The organism is Streptomyces sp. WAC03905 (assembly GCF_057371075.1).
On the sequence record NZ_JBXYDZ010000003.1, the window covers coordinates 5036771 to 5051752 of the forward strand.

Consider the following 14982-nt stretch of genomic DNA (forward strand, 5'->3'; position numbering starts at 1 on the left):
TCTCCGGCGCGCACCGTTGCCCGTTGCGCCGCACCGTACTGTTGCGGCGGTCCCCGCGGAAGCCCTCCCGGGGCGGCTCCGTCAGTCCGGTTCGCCCGAGGTCAGCCGCTTGGCCTGGGCCCGTCCCACTGCGGCGGCGCGGTGCAGGTAGTCGGCGATGACGGCGAGTTCGGAGTCGGAGTAGCCCTCCAGAACGGCCCCGAAGGCGCGGCCAGGGGTGTCCCAGGCCGCGCCGATGCGCCGACGGGCCTCGGGGGAGAGGGCGACGAGGGAGCGGCGCCGGTCGTTGGGGTCGGCCTGCCGTTCGACGATGCCCGCTTTGACCATCCGGTCGACGAGGCGGGTGGCGGAGCCGGAGGTCAGGCCGGTCAGGCGGGCGATGTCGCCGGTGCTGACGGGGCCGGGCTCCATGTCGAGGAGGGCGATGCACTGCATGTCGGTGGGGTGCAGGCCGACCGAGTCGGCCATGGCCTGGTTGAAGAGGGAGTAGTCGGCGTAGTGCCGCTGGCTTTCGGTGACGATGCGCGCGAGCAGCTCGGCGCGGCTCCACTCATCACCCGTACGAGGGGAATCGGTTGACATCGGATTCTCCGTGCTCCAAATTTATCTGTGTGACGCAGAGGATGTGTAGTGCAGAATCTGTGTCGCGTAGTGATTCTACCGTCAGTGTCCGTCTCCACCACCACTTCGGAATGAGGACCCGTCATGTCCATTCTTGTGACCGGCGGCCGCGGTGCCGTCGCCCGCGGTCTCGGCCGTCTCCTCGCCGCCCGCGGCATCCCGTACCGGCTGGCCTCCCGCGACCGGGACAGCCCCGGTGCGGTCCACTGCGACCTCACCGATCCGGCCACCCATCCCGGCGCCCTCGCCGGCATCCGTTCCGTGTTCCTCTACGCCGAGGCGTCCGGCGTCGAGGCCTTCGTCGAGGAGGCCGTCACGGCGGGAGTGGAGCACGTCGTGCTCCTGTCGTCTTCCTCGGTACTGGCCCCGTATGCAGCCGACAGCCCGCTGTCGGCCTCCCACCTCGCCGTCGAGCAGGCGCTCGCGGCCTCCCCGCTGCGCACCACCCTGCTGCGCCCGGGGTCCTTCGCGAGCAATGCCCGTGGCTGGGCCTGGTCGCTGAAGGCGGGCCGGCCGGTCCGCCTGCCCCACCCCGGCGCGTACTGCGATCCCGTGCACGAGGCCGACCTGGCCGAGTCGGCCCTCGCGGTCCTCACCGACCCGGCCCTGTCCGGCCGGGCGTACACGCTGACCGGCCCGCAGTCGCTGACCTTCACGGCCCAGCTCTCGATACTCGGCGAAGTCCTCGGCCGCCCCATACCCTTCGAGGCCGTCTCGGCCGGGCAGTGGAAGGCCGAGGTCGACGGGTACATCCCGGGCCCCTATGCCGACGCGCTCCTGGAGTACTGGGCGTCCACCGACGGCGTTCCGGTCGAGATCACCGGCGCCGTCGAGGAGCTCACCGGCCACCCGGCCCGCACGTTCCGCACGTGGGCCGAGGACCACGCCGACGTCTTCGCGTGACGCTACATGACCCCCTTGCGGGCCAGGCGGCCGTACCAGTGGGCGCTGGAGCGCGGGGTGCGGACCTGGGTGTCGTAGTCGACGTGCACGATGCCGAAGCGCTTGCTGTACCCGTAGGACCACTCGAAGTTGTCCAGCAGCGACCAGATGAAGTACCCGCCCACGGGGGCGCCGTCCGCCAGCGCGCGGTGGACGGTGGCGAGGTGGGCCTCCAGGTAGGCGATGCGCTGGGGGTCGTGCAGGTCGGGGGCGTAGGCCGCGCCGTTCTCGGTGACCATCAGCGGCAGGCCGGGCGCCTCGCGGGTGAAGCGCATCAGCAGGTCGTACAGGCCCGTCGGGTCGACCGACCAGCCCATGTCGGTCCGTTCACCCGGGGGCTGGTGGAAGGCGACCGTGTCCGCGGCGGGCCAGGGGGAGTGGGAGGTGGCGCCGTGGCCGTCGGCGCGGGGGCCGTTGCCGTCCGGGGCCGCCGAGACCACCGCCGGGGTGTAGTAGTTCACGCCGAGGAAGTCCAGCGGCTGGCGGATCAGTGCCTCGTCGCCGGTGCGGACGAAGGACCAGTCCGTCAGGGCGGCGGTGTCCTCCAGGAGGTCCTGGGGGTAGGCGCCGTGCAGGAGGGGGCCGGTGAAGATCCGGTTGGCGAGCGCGTCGATCCGGCGGGCCGCGTCCAGGTCGGCCGGCGAGCCGGTCAGCGGGCGCACCGCGCTGGGGTTGAGGGCGATGCCGACCCGGGTGCGGGCCGGCAGGGCCGTCGCGGCCAGGCCGTGGGCCAGGTTGAGGTGGTGGGCGGCGCGCAGCGAGTCGGCGGGCGAGGTGCGGCCGGGGGCGTGCACGCCGGAGGCGTAGCCAAGGAAGGCGCTGCACCAGGGCTCGTTGAGAGTGGTCCAGAGTTCCACGCGGTCGGCGAGGACGTCCGCGACCTGGCCGGCGTACTGGGCGAAGGCGTAGGCGGTCTCCCGCTCCGGCCAGCCCCCGGCGTCCTCCAGCTCCTGCGGGAGGTCCCAGTGGTAGAGGGTCACGCAGGGCTTGATGCCGTGGGCGAGCAGTTCGTCGACGAGTGCGTCGTAGAAGCCGATCCCGCCGGCGAGGACGCGCGGCCAGGACACGGAGAACCGGTAGGAGCCGAGGCCCAGTTCGGCCATGAGCGCGACGTCCTCGCGCCACAGCCGGTGGTGGTCGACCGCGACGTCCCCGGTGTGGCCGCCGTACACCTTGCCCGGGGTGCGGCAGAAGGTGTCCCAGATGGAGGGCCCGCGCAGCGCGGCGGCGCCTTCGATCTGGAAGGCCGCCGTGGCCGTGCCCCACAGGAATTCTTCGGGGAAGCGGAGTTCTCCGCCCCCGGGGTCCGTCACGTGCGACGTCTGCGACGGGTCCGTCGTGTGCGTCGTGTGCGTCGTGTGCGTCGGGGTGTCAGTCATCCCTTTACCGCTCCCTGCATGATGCCGCCGACGATCTGGCGGCCGAAGACGAGGAACACCAGCAGCAGCGGGAGCGTGCCCAGGAGCGCACCCGCCATGATCACCGACTGGTCGGGGATGTATCCCCGGCCCAGCCCGGTGAGGGCCACCTGTACCGTCGGGCTGCCGTTCTGGGTCAGCGCGACGATCGGCCAGAAGAAGTCGTTCCAGGACATGACGAAGGTCAGCATCCCCAGCACCGCCATCGCCGGGCGGGCGGCCGGGAAGACCACGTGCCACATCACCCGCAGGGAACTCGCCCCGTCGGTGCGGGCCGCCTCCACCAGTTCCGTCGGCAGCGCGTGCACCAGGTACTGCCGCATGAAGAACACCCCGAAGGCGCACACCAGGGAGGGCAGGACGACCGCCTGGAGCCGGTCGGTCCACGACAGCTTCGCGATCAGCATGTACAGCGGCACCACGCTCAGCTGCGGCGGGATCAACATCGTGCCCACCACCAGCGCCATCAGCATCCGGCGTCCGCGGAAGCGGAGTTTGGCGAAGGCGAAGCCCGCCAGCGTGGAGAACAGGACCGTCCCGACGGTGACCGTGCCCGCCACGATCACCGTGTTCAGCAGGGCCGTGCCCATGTTGGCGTCGGTCCAGGCGATCTGCAGGTTGCGTCCCAGGTTCCCGCCGAACCAGAACGGCGGCGGGGTCTGCGCCAGCCGCGTGTTGGTGCGGGAGGCGGCGATCGCCGTCCACAGGAGGGGGAAGAGCGAACCAGCCGTGAAGAGGCCGAGCACCAGATACGTGAACCGGCCCGCGCGCAGCGTTCTCATCGGGAGTCCCCCCGTCCGCGCAGCAGCCGTGCCGCTCCGGCGATCAGCAGCAGGATCAGGAACATCGCCCAGGCGATCGCCGAGGCCCGCCCCAGGTGCAGGTTCACCCAGCCCTGCTCGTACAGGTACAGCCCGAGCGTCTGGAACTGGTGGTCCGAGCCGCCCGTCGCGCCGGCCCCGCCGTTGAACAGCAGCGGCTCGCCGAACAGCTGGGTCGCCCCGATCGTCGACACCACACAGGTGAAGAGGATCGTCGGCCGCAGCGAGGGCACGGTGACGTGCAGGAACTGCTGCCAGCGCGAGGCCCCGTCCAGCGCGGCCGACTCGTACAGCTCACCCGGTACGGCCTGCATGGCCGCCAGGTAGATCAGGGCGTTGTAGCCGGTCCACCGCCAGATCACGATGGTGGACACCGCCAGCTGGGAGGCGAAGGTGCCGTTCTGCCAGTCCACCGCCCCGAGGCCGACGGCCGACAGGGCCCAGTTGATCATTCCGTAGTCCCGGCCGAAGAGCAGCACGAAGACGAGGGTGGCCGCCGCCACCGAGGTGGCGTACGGGGTGAGCACGGCGACCCGGAAGAACGCCGAGCCCCGCAGCCGGTAGTTCAGCAGATGGGCCACGCCCAGCGCGATCGCCAGCTGCGGCACCGTCGAGAGCAGGCCGATGGTCACGGTGTTGCGCAGGGCGTTCCAGAAGAACTCGTCGTCCCACAGCCGGGTGAAGTTGCGCAGCCCGACCCACGTCATGGCGTCCGGGTCGGTCAGCTCCACCTGGTGCAGTGCCGCCCAGCCCGTGTACAGCAGCGGGAACAGGCCGAAGACGGCGAAGAAGAGGAAGAAGGGCGCCACGAAGGCGTACGGGCTCCAGCGCAGGTCCCAGCGGTAGCGGCGCGAGCGCCACACCTGGCCGGGCCGGCCCCGGCCGCCCCCCTCCGCCGCCGCCCGCTTCGGGTCGGCGGCGGAGGGGGACAGGAGTGCCGTCTCGTCCGTCACCGGCGCCTCACTGGTCCAGGGCGTTGTCGATGGCCTTCACCGCGGCGTCCCAGCCCTCCTGCGGGCTGCGGCCCTTCTGGTCGACCTGCAGCATCCCGATGTCCGCGAGGTTCTGCGCGATCACGAGGTCCTTCGGACCGACCACCGTCACCGGGATCCCCTGGGCCGCCTTCGAGAAGATCTCGCCGATCGGCGCCCCGCCGAAGTACTCGTGCTTCGCCCCCGACACCGACGGCAGCTTGTACGCGGCGCTCGCGCTCGGGAAGCTGCCCCGCTTCTCGAAGAGCTTCGCCTGCTGCTCCGGGGCCGTCAGCCAGGCCGCCAGCTTCGCCGCCTCCTCGGCGCGCTTGCCCGCCTTGGGGACCACGAGGAAGGAACCGCCCCAGTTGCTGGGCTTCGGCGCCTGCGCCACGTCCCACTTGTCCTTGCCCGACGGGCCCGCCTTGTCCTGGATGTAGCCGAGCATCCACGCCGGGCAGGAGACCGTCGCGAAGGCGCCGTTGGCGAAGCCCTGGTCCCAGCCGGGGGTGAACTGCTGGAGCTTGGCGCTGAGTCCCTCGGTGGCGAAGGACGCCGCCAGGTCGAAGGCGCCGCGCACCGCCGGGTTGGTCTTGTAGACGACCTTGCCCTGCTCGTCGTAGAACCGCTGGGCGCTGCTCCCCGTCACCGCGGCCATGACCCCCGACGCCGAGTCCACGAAGGCCTTGCCGTCGCCGGCCTTCGCCTTGTACGCCTTGCCCGTCTCCAGGTACTTGTTCCAGTCCCCGGCCCACAGTGCGCCGACCGCCTCCCGGTCCGAGGGCAGTCCGGCCGCCTCGAACAGGTCCTTGCGGTAGCAGATGCCCTGCGGGCCTATGTCGGTGCCGAGTCCGACGGTGGCGCCGCCCTTCGCCGCGGGCGCCGTGCCCTGCGCCCACTTCCACGGCAGGTAGGCGGCCTTGTCCACGCCGGGTGACTTGCCCAGGTCCACCAGCTTGTCGGCCTGGGTCGCGGTGATCTCGGCGATGTTGTTGACCTCGACCGCCTGGATGTCGGCGAGCCCGCTGCCCGTCCCCAGGTGCGTGAGGAGCTGGGGGTAGTAGTTCTCGTTGCGTTCGATGGAGGTCTGCTCGATGCGGATCCCCGGATTCTTGGCCATGTAGTCGTCGTAGAGCCCGGCCTCCTGGAGGCCGAAGGCCCCGAAGACGCCCACGGTCAGGGTGATGCCGCCCTTTCCGTCGGACGAAGGACCCGACTTCGGGTCCGTCTCGGGGTCCTGCGCGCACCCTGCGAGCAGCAGCGAGGCGGCGCCCATCGTGGCGACCGCCGTGACGAGGGTTCTTCGGGCTCGTGCTCGGGCCGGGGACTGGGCTCGCATGGTTCCTCCCTGGAGGGTGGGCGACAACGTGGGGGTGTCGTGTGACACAGTGTGGGAGCGCTCCCACAGTAGTCAAGGGGTAGATTCACAACCGGGAGGAAGCCATGAACGGGCACGGGCGCAGTGGGGGACGGCCGACGCTGGAAGAGGTCGCGGCACGCGCCGGGGTCGGGCGCGGCACCGTGTCCCGGGTGATCAACGGATCCTCCAAGGTCAGCGAGCAGACCAGGGCCGCCGTGGAGGCGGCCGTGACCGAACTGGGGTACGTACCGAACCGCGCGGCGCGCGCCCTCGCGGCCAACCGCAACGACGCCATCGCGCTCGTGATCCCGGAGCCCGAGGCCCGGTTCTTCGCCGAACCGTACTTCTCCGAAGTGGTCCGCGGCGTGGGGGCCGCCCTGGCGGAGACCGACATCCAGCTCGTCCTCACCCTCGCCGGGAGCGACCGCGAGCGCCGCCGCCTCGCGCAGTACCTCTCGGGGCACCGCGTCGACGGCGTCCTGCTGGTCTCCGTGCACGCCGGAGACCCGCTGCCCGAGCTGCTGGCCGAGCTGGGCATCCCGACGGTGATCAGCGGCCGCCGCTCCGCCGCCGAGACGCTGCCCTGCGTGGACTCCGACAACCTGGAGGGCGCCGCCGAGGCCGTGCGCCACCTGCTCGACCGGGGCCGCCGTACGATCGCCACGATCACCGGACCGCTGGACGTGTACGGGGCCCACTGCCGGCTCGACGGCTACCGGCAGGCCCTGGCCGCCGCCGGCCGCCCCGTCGACGAGCGGCTGGTCGCCGTCGCCGACTTCACCGAGGAGGGCGGCCGCCGGGCCATGCGCGAACTGCTCGAACGCAACCCCTCCCTCGACGCGGTCTTCGCCTCCTCGGACGTCATGGCGGCCGGCGCCCGGCGGGAGCTGCGCGCCGCCGGGCGCCGGATCCCGCACGACGTGGCCCTGGTCGGCTTCGACGACTCGGTGGTGGCCCGGCACATGGACCCACCGCTGACGAGCGTCCGCCAGCCCATCGAGGAGATGGGCCGGACCATGGCGAAGATGCTGCTGGAGCGCGTCTCGGGACGGCGGGGGAGCGCCGGGAGCACGGGCGGCCCGGCCGTCGTCCTGCAGAACAGACTGGTGGTCCGGGAGTCGTCCTGACCGCCCCGGCCCCGCGACCTGCAGAAGGCCCCCGCGACATGCAGAAGGCCCCGGTCCGCTTCCGCGGACCGGGGCCTTCCCACAGGGTGAGTGACGGGACTTGAACCCGCGGCCACCTGGACCACAACCAGGTGCTCTACCAACTGAGCTACACCCACCATGTCCGGTCGAAACCGACCGGCCGAAGAAAAGGGTACAGGGTCCGGGAGGGTGCTCGCTCCACCCTTTTCCCGCACCCCCTCCGGGGCCGGCGCGGCGGGAGCCTAGGCGCCCGCCGCCGTGTGCCTGGCCGCGATGCCGCGGGCGGTGTCCGAGTCGGGCCCGGGCTGCGGGACGAAGACCGCCTCCCGGTAGTAGCGCAGCTCGGTGATGGAGTCCTTGATGTCCGCGAGCGCCCGGTGGTTGCCGTTCTTCGGGGGGCTGTTGAAGTAGGCCCGCGGGTACCAGCGGCGCGCCAGCTCCTTGACCGAGGACACGTCCACGATCCGGTAGTGGAGGTAGCTCTCCAGCGCGGCCATGTCACGCAGCAGGAAGCCGCGGTCGGTGCCGACCGAGTTCCCGCAGAGCGGAGCCTTGCGCGGCTCCTTCACGTGCTCCCGTACGTAGGCCAGGACCTGCGCCTCGGCATCCGCGAGGGTGGTCCCGCCGGCCAGCTCGTCGAGCAGGCCGGAGGCGGTGTGCATCTCGCGGACCACGTCGGGCATGGTCTCCAGGGCCGCGTCCGGCGGGCGGATCACGATGTCCACGCCCTCGCCGAGCACGTTGAGCTCCGAGTCGGTGACCAGTGCGGCCACCTCGATAAGTGCGTCGTCCGTCAGCGAGAGCCCGGTCATCTCGCAGTCGATCCACACCATGCGATCGTTCATGTGTCCCACCTTATGCGGTCCCTTGCGGAGCGGACCGCATATGCGGAAGGTCCCCCGTCGGCGGTGACCGACGGAGGACCTTCGCTGTCGTACCCGTGGTGGGGGTTACGCGTGTTCGCGCAGGACCCGGCCCGGGGCGTACAGCTCCGTCACCGTGGGACCCGCCGCGGCCAGGGCCGCCGCCGCCCGGTGGGGCTGCGGAGTGCGCTGGTGCGGAACCGGCCCGCCGGCGATCTCCGAGACCTGGGCCACCTCCGCCTGCGGGCGGCGAGCCCGGTAGGCGGAGCGGTACGCGGCCGGGGAGGACCCCAGCTGCCGCCGGAAGTGCCCGCGCAGGGCGACCGGCGAGCGGAACCCGCAGCGTCCGGCGACCTCGTCGACCGAGTAGTCGGAGGTCTCCAGCAGCCGCTGGGCCTGGAGCACCCGCTGGGTGATGAGCCACTGGAGCGGCGCGCTGCCGGTGAGCGAGCGGAACCGGCGGTCGAAGGTGCGCCTGCTCATGTAGGCGCGGGCCGCCAGGGTCTCCACGTCGAACTGCTCGTGGAGGTGTTCCAGCGCCCAGGCGACGACCTCGGCCAGCGGATCGGCGCCGATCTCCTCCGGCAGTGACCGGTCGAGGTAGCGCTCCTGGCCGCCTGTGCGGCGCGGCGGTACGACGAGCCTGCGGGCCAGGGCCCCGGCCGCCTCGCTGCCGTGGTCGGTGCGCACGATGTGCAGGCAGAGGTCGATTCCGGCCGCCGTGCCCGCGGAGGTGAGCACGTCGCCGTCGTCGACGAACAGTTCGCGCGGGTCGACGTGGACGGACGGGTAGCGCTTGGCCAGCGTCGGCGCGTACATCCAGTGCGTCGTCGCGGGCCGGCCGTCCAGCAGACCGGCGGCCGCGAGCACGAAGGCCCCGGTGCACAGTCCGACGATCCGGGCCCCCTCCTCGTGCGCCAGACGCAGTGCGTCGAGCGCCTCCGGAGGCGGCGGTGAAGTGATGGAGCGCCAGGCGGGAACGACGACCGTGCCTGCCCGGGCGATCGCCTCCAACCCGTACGGCGCGGTCAGTTCGAGTCCGCCGGTGGTCCTGAGCGGACCGTCCTCTCCGGCGCACACGAGCAGTCGATAGCGTGGAACTCCCGCGTCCTGCCGGTCAATGCCGAACACGGATAGTGGAATGGAGCTCTCGAAGATCGGTCCGCCGCTGAAGAGCAGCACCGCGACGATCTCCCTGCGGCGACGCCCCGCGAGCTTCCGGCCGGCGTCTGCGACGACGGCGGTGGAATCCTGGCTCATGGCGCTAAGCCCCCCTTGGGTGTCGCGACTCCTTGGTCTGGTCGCACCTGCACGTTTCCCCTCGGCCTTGCACGTGGATCCCCCGCCGTAAATACATGATCGAATCTACTGCGTCCCGTGGTGTCGGCGTGACAAGTTCAGCACGCAGCGCTATGTCGACTTCTCAACTTGGCGAAAAGCATTCGATCAGGAAGCGTTCCACTCCGCTACCCGGGTGGGAAGCGCGGATCGCGGCCGTGGCCAGTACCCGTAGGGCTAGAACGCCCCCTGGCGAATGTCGTCGCTGGTGGTGGGGGGATCGGGGGGACATTCCGGCAAGGAGGGCACCCTGCCGGGAAGTTGGCTGAAAACGTGCGGGTGTGGGTGTGCGAATGAGTCAGTCGTGCGGGGGCCGGGTCACTCGTGCGGGGACGCGGAGTCGGAGGTGCGGCAGCCCCGGCGGCCCCCGGTGCCCTCGCGCGAGTGGCGCCGGCGCTGCGCGGACGCGGGACGCTCCTGCGCGCGGACGCGGGCCGCGGCCCGTTCCGAGTGCCGCAGGAGGACGAGGCAGGCGGCCGTGACGACGAACAGGCCGAGGGTGGCCACCGCGGCCCCGCCGAACGAGGTTCCGTAGACGACGAGGACCACCGGGACGAGCAGGCAGCTGAAGGCGGCCCAGCGCACGACGTCACCCGCGGGGTCGTCGTGGGGGCGTCCGGAAGGCTGCCCGGACGGGTGAAGCGGCTGACGCGCGGAGGCGGCGAAACGCGCGCCCGGGTCGGGGAAGTGGACGGACTGGATCGGCTGAGCTGGCTGGTCGGGGTGAACCGGATGGCCGGACACGGCGTACTCCCTGCGGGCTCTTCCTGAACGGTCGGACGCATGTCCAACGCCGCCCGGTGGGGCTCGGTCACTGCGCGCACGGGTGGCAACTCCCGCTTCCGTCACTGGCTGTAGGGGACAGCGGCCATTGCCAAGGCGCTCTCGCTCCGGCATGCTCCCTGGGACGCTCTCCAAGTGCGGCAAGCCCTGTGCAGGACAGGAGTGTCGCCGTACCCTGGTGGGTATGGGCTTGGGAAGATGCTTCCCGGACAGAGCTCCGTCACACTGCGTCGCCGAAATCGCCCCTGTTGCTTCCTCCAAGGACCTCTCCGCCGAGACACCCATGGCCGGTCACGAATTCTCCGAACCCGCGGACCGCAAGCGCAAACGGCTCGCCGACCCCGCGTCGGCCGCCGAGCCGCGCGCGGTGGAACAGACACGCTCGCCCTGCGACCCGGCCTTCCGGCACGGCGTCGTGGTGGGATTCGACGGATCCACCTCCAGTGAGCGCGCGCTCGCCTATGCGATCGGCATGGCCCGTCGCTCCGGATCCGGTCTGATCATCGTCCATGTCGCCAACCGGCTCCCCACCACCGTGTGGGCCGGCTGCGAGCCGCCCGTCTTCGTCGACGTGCCGGACCACCGCACCGAGGTGCTGGGGCTGGAGCTCGCCTGCGCCGACTACCTGGCGGAAGTGCCGTGGATCCTGGTCGAGCGCGGCGGTGACATCTGCCATGAGCTGGAGGAGGTCGGCCGGGAGTATTCGGCCGACGCCATCGTGGTCGGCTCCACGCACGGGATCGTCGGCCGGATCTTCGGCTCGGTGGCCGGCCGGCTCGCCAAGCGCGCGCAGCGACCCGTCGTTGTCATTCCGTGACCCTCTGTCAAGCCGATTGTGCGGTTGTGCACCCGTGTAAAGGGTAGATAAATGCTGCTGGGACGCAGCAAACAACTGCAGATCGAAGGGAGCCCGCCGTGGACAATGGTGTCTCTGCGGGAAGCACGGCCTCGACTTCGACCCTCGGGCACATCGCCCTGGGTCTGACCCTTCTCGCATTCGGTATCGGCCACACCGGTGTCATCGACGGCGTGTCCGCTGCCGGCTCCGTGTCGCTCGCCATGTACGTCGGCGGCGCCGCCCTCTTCCTCCTCGGCCTCCTGGAGTACCGCGGCGGCGACGGATTCAACGGCACCGCGTTCGCGGGCCTCGGCGTCTTCTGGTTCACCTGGGCCAAGGGTGCCGGCGGTTCGGCCTCCGACGAAACCGCCGGAACGTTTCTTGTCCTGTTCGCCATGCTCGCGCTGACCCTGACGGTCGCCGCGGCGAGCGGCCTGTTCAGCCAGGGCGTCTACGGCCTGCTGACCCTCTCCCTCGTCCTGCTGGCCATAGCCTCGTTCATGGACAGTGGCGCGCTGGCCAAGGCGGGCGGCTGGGTCGCCGCCGTCTCCGGGCTGCTGGCCTGGTACGGGGCGACCGCGGCCCTGGCGCACTGGCCGATGGCCCTGGGCAGGGCCCGGCGCAGCGACGGCGCGGTCGCCGCGGGCTGAGCGGTACGCGCAGAGCCCCCGTGCGCTGTGCGCACGGGGGCTCTGCCGTGTCCGGTGACGTCCGGGGCCGCTACTCGACGGTGACCGACTTCGCCAGGTTGCGCGGCTTGTCGATGTCCCGGCCCATGGCCAGGGCCGTGTGGTACGCCAGCAGCTGGAGCGGGATGCCCATGAGGATCGGGTCCAGCTCGTCCTCGTTCTTCGGGACCACGATGGTGTGGTCCGCCTTCTCCTGCTCGCGGTGGGCGACCGCGAGGATCCGGCCGCTGCGCGCCTTGATCTCCTCCAGCGCCGCGCGGTTCTTCTCCAGCAGGTCGTCGTCCGGGACGATCGCGACGGTCGGCAGCGACGGCTCGATCAGGGCCAGCGGGCCGTGCTTGAGCTCGGAGGCCGGGTAGGCCTCGGCGTGGATGTAGGAGATCTCCTTCAGCTTGAGGGAGGCCTCCAGCGCCACCGGGTAACCGCGCACCCGGCCGATGAACATCATCGACTTGGCCTCGGCGAACTCGGCCGCGAGCTTCTTGATGTCCTCCTCGCCGTCGAGGATCTCCTGGATCTGGGCGGGCAGCTTGCGCAGGCCCTCGATGATCCGCTTGCCGTCGGTGACGGACAGGTCCCGGATGCGGCCCAGGTGCACGGCGAGCAGCGCGAAGGCCACGACCGTGTTGGTGAAGCACTTGGTGGAGACGACGCAGACCTCGGGACCGGCGTGCACGTACACGCCGCCGTCGGCCTCGCGGGCGATGGCGGAGCCGACCACGTTGACGACGCCGAGGACGCGGGCGCCCTTGCGCTTGAGCTCCTGCACCGCCGCGAGCACGTCGTAGGTCTCGCCCGACTGGGAGACCGCGATGTAGAGGGTGTCGGGGTCCACGACCGGGTTGCGGTAGCGGAACTCGGACGCCGGCTCGGCGTCCGCGGGGATGCGGGCCATGCCCTCGATGAGGCCGGCGCCGATCAGGCCCGCGTGGTACGAGGTGCCGCAGCCCAGGATCTTGACCCGGCGGATGCCGCGCGCCTCGCGCGGGTCCAGGTTCAGGCCGCCCAGGTGGACCGTGCTGAAGCGGTCGTCGATCCGGCCGCGCAGCACGCGGTCGACCGCGTCGGGCTGCTCGGAGATCTCCTTGTGCATGTAGGTGTCGTGGCCGCCCATGTCGTAGGAGGCGGCCTCCCACTCCACGGTCTCCGGGGTGGCGTTCGTCGTCGTGCCGCTCGTGGTGTACGTGCGGAAGTCGTCGGCCTTCAGGGTCGCCATCTCGCCGTCGTTCAGGGTGACGACCTGGCGGGTGTGGGCGATCAGCGCGGCGACGTCGGAGGCGACCAGCATCTCCTTCTCGCCGATGCCGAGGATGACCGGCGAGCCGTTGCGGGCGACGACGATGCGGTCGGTGAAGTCGGCGTGCATCACGGCGATGCCGTAGGTGCCGTCGATGGCCTTGACGGCCTCGCGGACCTTCTCCTCCAGGGTGTCGGCCTGGGAGCGGGCGATCAGGTGGGTGATGACCTCGGTGTCGGTCTCGGACGCGAAGACGACGCCCTCGGCCTCCAGCTTGGCGCGGAGCTCGGCGGCGTTGTCCACGATGCCGTTGTGGACGACGGCGACCTTGTTCTCCGGGTCCAGGTGCGGGTGCGAGTTGACGTCGCTCGGCGCGCCGTGCGTGGCCCAGCGGGTGTGGGCGATGCCCGTGGTGCCGGCGAAGCGCTTGGGGACGCGGGCCTCCAGGTCGCGGACGCGGCCCTTGGCCTTGACCATCTTGAGCGCGCCGGCCTTCGGGCTGTTCACGACGATGCCCGCGGAGTCGTACCCGCGGTATTCCAGCCGTGCCAGGCCCTCCAGCAGCAGCGGTGCCACGTCACGCTTTCCGATGTAACCGACGATTCCGCACATACGGTCCTGCCCCTCCTGAAGTTCGGTTCGTGTACCCGTCGTCCGCCCGCGGCCGCGCCGGCCGCGGCCGGTCAGCCGTAGACGATGCGGCGCAGCTGCCGGAGCGAGAGCTCCGGGGGCGCCACGGCGCGGTGCGGCAGTTCGGCCGCGATCCGCTCGAAGATCTCCGCGTTCACGGCGCCGCCGGCCTGCAGCTCGCGGTGGCGGCGGCGGACGAAGTCCTCCGTCGTCTCGTCGAAGTAGGCGAGCACGTCGAGGACCACCCGGGCCGCTTCGCCCCGCTGCAGCGAGGTGCTGCGCACCAGGTGTTCGACGAGGTCGTCATAGGACGGGCGGCGGTCGAGCACCCGTAGATATTGACTGCTGTGGCCGCCCAAAGCAAAGATCCTGCCCGATTCCGGGCAGGATCCCTCTGGTCTGGACCAGCGGAATGGATGCATCCGGTCAGAATCTGCGCAAAACGGCCTGCTTGGCCGCGGCGAACTCGTCGGCCGTGAGCACCCCCGTCTGGTGCAGCTCCCCCAGTTCCCGCAGCCGTCGCAGCAGGGCGTCGTGGTCCTCCGCGACGCCGGCGGGCGCAGCGGCGAGCTCCTTCGGCGGGGCGTCCTCGACGGCGCGGTCGGACGCCGGCGCGGCCGGGTGCGGCAGCCGCAGCGCGACCGCCGCGGCGACCAGTGCCATCAGCGGGTCCTTCTTGAAACCGAACAGCTCCACCGTGTGCGGGTCGTACTTGGGCGCGGCGGCCTGCGGGGCGCCCGCCAGACCGAAGCGGAGCCAGCCGTTCTCCAGCCCCTTGGCCGGGGCCCACTCCACCGTCCGCAGGTCCGCGACCCGGAACTCGCGCGGGCCGCCGGAGCGCTTGGCCTCCTCGGTGGTCCAGTTCCACTCCAGCGCGACCCGGTCGCCGTCGAAGGTGACGGTGCCGTCGCCCGCACCCACCGCCATCGGCACGCTCGGGCCGGGCAGCAGGTAGCTCTCGCACGGGCCCGGATCCACCTGCTCCAGCAGCAGGGCGTTGCGCACCTCGTCCACGAAGTACTCCGCGACCCCCGTCCGGTCCGGCTCCACGCTCAGCCGGTACGGGTCGGAGGCCTCCGGCAGCCGCCCGCCCGTCACCTGGGTCAGCGGGTCGGCCCCCTCCCGCATCCGCAGCCGCAGGCGTCCCGCCTTGCGGCCCGGTTCGAAACTGATCCCCGCGAGCGCGCGCAACGGCACGAGCACTTCGCCCAGGGTCTGCCGCAGCAGCCCCACCCCCTTGTCGCGGCCCGGCACGATGCGCACCGCGTCGCCGTCGAACGTCCAGGTTCCGTCCTTCTGGATGATTTCCGCCATTCGACGATT

At 71.3% G+C, this 14982-nt stretch carries 15 protein-coding genes and 1 tRNA gene; 4 read left to right on the forward strand and 12 right to left on the reverse strand.

The features are described from left to right. Nucleotides 1–81: 81 nt before the first annotated feature. Nucleotides 82–582 carry a MarR family winged helix-turn-helix transcriptional regulator gene (locus AC2RP6_RS25255; protein WP_486448265.1) on the reverse strand — a complete coding sequence of 167 codons (501 nt, stop codon included), beginning with the start codon at nt 580–582 and terminating at the stop codon, nt 82–84. Between the two features lie 123 nt (nt 583–705). Here AC2RP6_RS25255 and AC2RP6_RS25260 point away from each other — a divergent pair, with 123 nt between their 5' ends. After that, nucleotides 706–1524 carry an NAD(P)H-binding protein gene (locus tag AC2RP6_RS25260; protein ID WP_486448266.1) on the forward strand — a complete coding sequence of 273 codons (819 nt, stop codon included), beginning with the start codon at nt 706–708 and terminating at the stop codon, nt 1522–1524. A gap of 2 nt (nt 1525–1526) precedes the next feature. On the opposite strand, the gene AC2RP6_RS25265 is transcribed toward AC2RP6_RS25260, so the two are convergent. From AC2RP6_RS25265 to AC2RP6_RS25280, 4 genes are read right to left on the reverse strand one after another with little or no spacing between them, the layout of a single operon-like run. Continuing rightward, nucleotides 1527–2942, reverse strand: a complete 1416-nt coding sequence (locus AC2RP6_RS25265; RefSeq protein WP_486448267.1) for a GH1 family beta-glucosidase — start codon at nt 2940–2942, stop codon at nt 1527–1529. Next, nucleotides 2939–3835 (reverse strand): carbohydrate ABC transporter permease, encoded by an 897-nt coding sequence (locus tag AC2RP6_RS25270; RefSeq protein WP_486450443.1) that lies wholly within the window; start codon nt 3833–3835, stop codon nt 2939–2941. The genes AC2RP6_RS25265 and AC2RP6_RS25270 overlap by 4 nt, the downstream gene beginning before the upstream one ends. Next, nucleotides 3760–4755, reverse strand: a complete 996-nt coding sequence (locus AC2RP6_RS25275; RefSeq protein WP_486448268.1) for a carbohydrate ABC transporter permease — start codon at nt 4753–4755, stop codon at nt 3760–3762. The genes AC2RP6_RS25270 and AC2RP6_RS25275 overlap by 76 nt, the downstream gene beginning before the upstream one ends. 7 nt (nt 4756–4762) lie before the next feature. Further along, entirely contained in the window at nt 4763–6112 is a 1350-nt protein-coding gene (locus AC2RP6_RS25280; protein ID WP_486448269.1) for an ABC transporter substrate-binding protein, read from the reverse strand. A 104-nt stretch (nt 6113–6216) separates the two neighbouring features. On the opposite strand from AC2RP6_RS25280, the gene AC2RP6_RS25285 reads away from it, so the two are divergent. Then, nucleotides 6217–7260: a LacI family DNA-binding transcriptional regulator gene (locus AC2RP6_RS25285; protein WP_486448270.1), complete on the forward strand. Its 1044-nt coding sequence runs from the start codon at nt 6217–6219 to the stop codon at nt 7258–7260. An 85-nt stretch (nt 7261–7345) separates the two neighbouring features. On the opposite strand, the gene AC2RP6_RS25290 is transcribed toward AC2RP6_RS25285, so the two are convergent. From AC2RP6_RS25290 to AC2RP6_RS25305, 4 genes are all read right to left on the reverse strand, one after another. After that, nucleotides 7346–7418: transfer RNA gene (locus AC2RP6_RS25290), tRNA-His, on the reverse strand. A 105-nt stretch (nt 7419–7523) separates the two neighbouring features. Continuing rightward, nucleotides 7524–8126 carry an oligoribonuclease gene (gene orn, locus AC2RP6_RS25295; protein WP_486448271.1) on the reverse strand — a complete coding sequence of 201 codons (603 nt, stop codon included), beginning with the start codon at nt 8124–8126 and terminating at the stop codon, nt 7524–7526. Nucleotides 8127–8231: 105 nt separating this feature from the next. Beyond that, a complete protein-coding gene (locus AC2RP6_RS25300; protein WP_486448272.1) occupies nt 8232–9404 on the reverse strand; it encodes a helix-turn-helix domain-containing protein in 1173 nt (390 codons plus the stop codon). A gap of 396 nt (nt 9405–9800) precedes the next feature. Next, the gene (locus AC2RP6_RS25305) at nt 9801–10226 is read right to left on the reverse strand and encodes a hypothetical protein (RefSeq protein ID WP_486448273.1); all 426 of its coding nucleotides are present in this window, start codon (nt 10224–10226) and stop codon (nt 9801–9803) included. Nucleotides 10227–10548: 322 nt separating this feature from the next. Here AC2RP6_RS25305 and AC2RP6_RS25310 point away from each other — a divergent pair, with 322 nt between their 5' ends. Continuing rightward, entirely contained in the window at nt 10549–11082 is a 534-nt protein-coding gene (locus AC2RP6_RS25310; protein WP_030840416.1) for a universal stress protein, read from the forward strand. Between the two features lie 98 nt (nt 11083–11180). Then, the gene (locus AC2RP6_RS25315; protein ID WP_486448274.1) at nt 11181–11753 is read left to right on the forward strand and encodes an acetate uptake transporter; all 573 of its coding nucleotides are present in this window, start codon (nt 11181–11183) and stop codon (nt 11751–11753) included. 70 nt (nt 11754–11823) lie between these two features. Here the strand turns inward: AC2RP6_RS25315 and glmS are convergent, their stop codons facing one another. The 3 genes from glmS to AC2RP6_RS25330 form a co-directional block, all read right to left on the reverse strand. Further along, nucleotides 11824–13641: a glutamine--fructose-6-phosphate transaminase (isomerizing) gene (glmS, locus tag AC2RP6_RS25320; protein ID WP_486448275.1), complete on the reverse strand. Its 1818-nt coding sequence runs from the start codon at nt 13639–13641 to the stop codon at nt 11824–11826. Nucleotides 13642–13712: 71 nt separating this feature from the next. Further along, entirely contained in the window at nt 13713–13988 is a 276-nt protein-coding gene (locus AC2RP6_RS25325) for a hypothetical protein (RefSeq protein ID WP_030025937.1), read from the reverse strand. A 97-nt stretch (nt 13989–14085) separates the two neighbouring features. Further along, nucleotides 14086–14973 (reverse strand): DUF4429 domain-containing protein, encoded by an 888-nt coding sequence (locus tag AC2RP6_RS25330; RefSeq protein ID WP_486448276.1) that lies wholly within the window; start codon nt 14971–14973, stop codon nt 14086–14088. Nucleotides 14974–14982: the final 9 nt, after the last annotated feature.

Excerpts from the sequence above, each read along its gene's own strand:
- AC2RP6_RS25255 (WP_486448265.1), bottom strand. The coding sequence starts at position 582 with ATGTCAACCGATTCCCCTCGTACGGGTGATGAGTGGAGCCGCGCCGAG.
- AC2RP6_RS25260 (WP_486448266.1), top strand. The coding sequence starts at position 706 with ATGTCCATTCTTGTGACCGGCGGCCGCGGTGCCGTCGCCCGCGGTCTC.
- AC2RP6_RS25265 (WP_486448267.1), bottom strand. The coding sequence starts at position 2,942 with ATGACTGACACCCCGACGCACACGACGCACACGACGCACACGACGGAC.
- AC2RP6_RS25280 (WP_486448269.1), bottom strand. The coding sequence starts at position 6,112 with ATGCGAGCCCAGTCCCCGGCCCGAGCACGAGCCCGAAGAACCCTCGTC.
- AC2RP6_RS25285 (WP_486448270.1), top strand. The coding sequence starts at position 6,217 with ATGAACGGGCACGGGCGCAGTGGGGGACGGCCGACGCTGGAAGAGGTC.
- orn (WP_486448271.1), bottom strand. The coding sequence starts at position 8,126 with ATGAACGATCGCATGGTGTGGATCGACTGCGAGATGACCGGGCTCTCG.
- AC2RP6_RS25300 (WP_486448272.1), bottom strand. The coding sequence starts at position 9,404 with ATGAGCCAGGATTCCACCGCCGTCGTCGCAGACGCCGGCCGGAAGCTC.
- AC2RP6_RS25310 (WP_030840416.1), top strand. The coding sequence starts at position 10,549 with ATGGCCGGTCACGAATTCTCCGAACCCGCGGACCGCAAGCGCAAACGG.
- glmS (WP_486448275.1), bottom strand. The coding sequence starts at position 13,641 with ATGTGCGGAATCGTCGGTTACATCGGAAAGCGTGACGTGGCACCGCTG.
- AC2RP6_RS25330 (WP_486448276.1), bottom strand. The coding sequence starts at position 14,973 with ATGGCGGAAATCATCCAGAAGGACGGAACCTGGACGTTCGACGGCGAC.